This is a genomic window from Microcoleus sp. Pol12B3 (genome assembly GCF_036701355.1).
GTDB lineage: Bacteria > Cyanobacteriota > Cyanobacteriia > Cyanobacteriales > Microcoleaceae > Microcoleus.
In genome coordinates this window covers 51,016-54,471 of sequence record NZ_JAUBQS010000042.1, presented here as the reverse complement: position 1 = coordinate 54,471, position 3,456 = coordinate 51,016, and the positions used below count along the sequence as shown (strand labels likewise).

General features: G+C 48.4%; 2 protein-coding genes. Both read left to right on the top strand.

Annotated features, from left to right (window positions below; genetic code table 11):
- Positions 1–2,478: tetratricopeptide repeat protein (locus tag QUA53_RS20005; RefSeq protein WP_333249028.1), on the top strand; the 2,478-nt coding region annotated here is incomplete at its 5' end.
- Between the two features lie 166 nt (positions 2,479–2,644).
- On the top strand, positions 2,645–3,456 hold an 812-nt coding region (locus tag QUA53_RS20000), incomplete at its 3' end, for a tetratricopeptide repeat-containing protein (RefSeq protein WP_333099396.1).

Below are 3,456 nucleotides of genomic sequence, written 5' to 3'. Positions count from 1 at the left end.
TACGCCCAAGCCGAACCCCTGCACCAACGCTCTCTAGCAATTCGGGAAAAAGCACTGGGTTCCGAGCATCCCCATGTCGCTACTAGCCTCCACAGCCTGGCAGAACTGTACCGACAGATGGGCAACTACGCCCAAGTCGAACCCCTGTACCAACGCTCTCTAGCCATCTGGGAAAAAGCACTGGGTTCCGAGCATCCCCATGTCGCTACTAGCCTCAACAACCTGGCATTACTGTACCAAGATATGGGCAACTACGCCCAAGCCGAACCCCTGCACCAACGCTCTCTAGCAATTCGGGAAAAAGCACTGGGTTCCGAGCATCCCCATGTTGCTATTAGCTTCAACAGCCTGGCATTACTGTACCAAGATATGGGCAACTACGCCCAAGCCGAACCCCTTTTCCAACGCTCTCTAGCCATCTGGGAAAAAGCACTGGGTTCCGAGCATCCTGATGTTGCTATTAGCCTCAACAACCTGGCAGAACTGTACCGACAGATGGGCAACTACGCCCAAGCCGAACCCCTGTACCAACGCTCTCTAGCAATTCGGGAAAAAGCAATGGGTTCCGAGCATCCCAGGGTCGCTACTAGCCTCAACAACCTGGCATTACTGTACCAAGATATGGGCAACTACGCCCAAGCCGAACCCCTTTTCCAACGCTCTCTAGCATTCCTGGAAAAAGCCCTGGGTTCTGAGCATCCCGATGTCGCTAATAGCCTCAACAACCTGGCAGGACTGTATCTTGCCCAAGCAGATATCCCCCGTGCAGTTGCATTTTTGACTCGTGGTGTGAATCTCCAAGAACAGCACCTCGCCGTCAACCTCACTATGGGCTCAGAATCTCAAAAAGGTGCTTACATCACCACCCTTTCTGGGACAACAGACGGAACTGTTTCTCTGCACATCCAAGACGCACCCAACAACCCAGATGCTGTACGCCTTGCCCTGACTACTGTTTTACGCCGCAAAGGTCGCATCCTGGAAGTTCTCACCGACAGCCTCATCACCCTGCGTCAAAACATCACCCCAGAAAACCAAAAGTTACTCGACCAACTTAACGCCACTCGCACTCAACTCGCTGCCCTGATTTTCAACAAACCCGAAAATCTTCCCCTAGAACAATATCGCAACCAAGTTGCCACCCTGAAAACCCAAGCCGAGAAACAGGAAGCCGAATTATCCCGCCGTTCAGCCGAATTCCGCAAGATTTCTCAACCTGTAACCATTGAAGCTGTCCAAAAACTCATTCCTCAAAATGCGGCTTTAGTCGAATTGGTGTTTTACTATCCTCGTGATGCCAAAACTAACAAATGGGGAACTCCCCGTTATGCCGCTTATATTCTCAACTCTTCTGGTGACATTCAATGGGTAGATTTAGGGGAAGCAGAACCCATCAACCAAGCGGTTGCCGAATTCCGCCAAGCCTTGCAATCTCAGTCTCCCACTATCCAAAAAATTGCCCCCACTCTTGATGAAAAACTCATGCAACCCATTCGTCAGCGTTTGGGCAATACTCGCACACTTTTAATTTCTCCCGATAGCCAACTCAACCTGATTCCTTTCGCTGCTTTAGTGGATGAAAATAACCGCTATTTAGTGGAAAACTATTCTATTACTTATCTCGGTTCAGGTCGGGACTTATTACGCTTACAAAATCCCGTTGCTAGCCGTTCTAATTCGATACTTTTAGCCAATCCAGATTATAGTAATCCCGGCAATCCATCGGTGCAAGTCGCCAGTGCCAACCGAGGGAATAATAGCCGCCGTTCTAACGACTTAGCCCAAATCAAATTCGGCCCTTTACCCGGTACGCTCAAAGAAGCAGAAGCCATTGCACCCTTGCTATCTGGACTCCAACAATTAACAGGTTCCCAAGCCACAGAAAACGCCCTCAAACAAGTTAAAAGCCCTCAAATTCTGCACATTGCTACTCACGGCTTTTTCTTAGAAGATGTGGAATTAGTCGCACCATCAACGAGTTTGAGTAGAAGTCTTTGGGTTGAGCCCGATTTTAACGTTAAACCTCGTCGTCGGGTAGCAGGAAATCAAGAAAACCCGTTACTCAGGTCAGGTTTAGCACTAGCTGGTTTTAATATTCGTAAAAGTGGCAATGAAGATGGCGTGTTAACGGCGATGGAAGCCGCCGCACTGAATTTATGGGGAACTAAGTTAGTGGTGTTATCTGCTTGCGAAACGGGTGTGGGAGATGTGGCGAATGGTGAAGGAGTTTTCGGTTTGCGCCGTGCTTTTGTGATAGCGGGTGCAGAAAGTCAGGTGTTGAGTTTGTGGAAAGTAGATGATGAGGGAACGAAGGATTTAATGGTGAGTTATTATCGTCGTTTGTTGAATAATGAAGGGCGTTCTTCGGCGTTGCGTGAAATTCAGTTGGAGATGTTGCTCAGTCAAAAGTATCAACATCCTTATTATTGGGCTTCTTTTATTCCTTCGGGTGATTGGACTCCGATGGGGGCGCGGTAGTTTAGGGCAAAGTCTAGCGAACCGACACTATTTGTAAAGTAACAATTCAAAAACGAACTAACGGCGTTTTATGCTGGACATGGTTAAAAAATGTAGAATTATCAGCCAATTATGCCGGAAAAGACCATATTTTATAACAATAGCCTAACTCACGAGGGGAAACATCATGAGCCGGAGAACGCTGCTGTGGACAACTGCCCTCATCGCCACGCTGGGTATTGTAGTGGGTGTTCCTGGTGCGATGGTTGCACAAATGCCAACGCCCTCAAACGAACAGTCTGCTGAAGTGGAAGAAGCCAAACGCCTCGTTCAACAGGTTACTCAGCTTTACCAACAAGGCAAATATGCTGAGGCAATTCCCCTAGCACAACGCGCCCTTGCTATTTTTGAGGAAGCTCTTGGCTCTGAGCATCCTCTTGTTGTCGCTAGCCTCCATAGTCTGGCTAGACTGTACTCCGAGAACAGCAACTATTCCCAAGCTGAACCTCTGTATCGACGTTCTCTGGCGATTCTGGAGAAACTAGCTGGCTCAGAGCATCCTCTTGTTGCTACCAACCTCAACAATCTGGCAGCACTCTACCAAGAAATGGGAAACTATGCTCAAGCTTTACCCTTGTACCAACGTTCTCTAGATATCTCTGAGAAAGTGCATGGTTTTGAGCATCCTAATGTGGCCACCAGCCTCAACAACCTAGCAGCATTGTACCGACAGATGGGAAACTATGCTCAAGCTGAACCCTTGTACCAACGTTCTCTAGCTATTTATGAGAAAGCGCTTAGCTCAGAGCATCCTAATGTAGCCACTAGCCTTAACAACCTAGCAGCATTGTACCGACAGATGGGCAACTACGCCCAAGCTGAACCCTTGTACCAACGTTCTCTAGCTATCCGTGAAAAAACTCTTGGTTCAGAGCATTCTGGTGTAGCCAGCAGTCTCAACAACCTGGCAGAAATGTACCGACAGATGGGGAACTACGC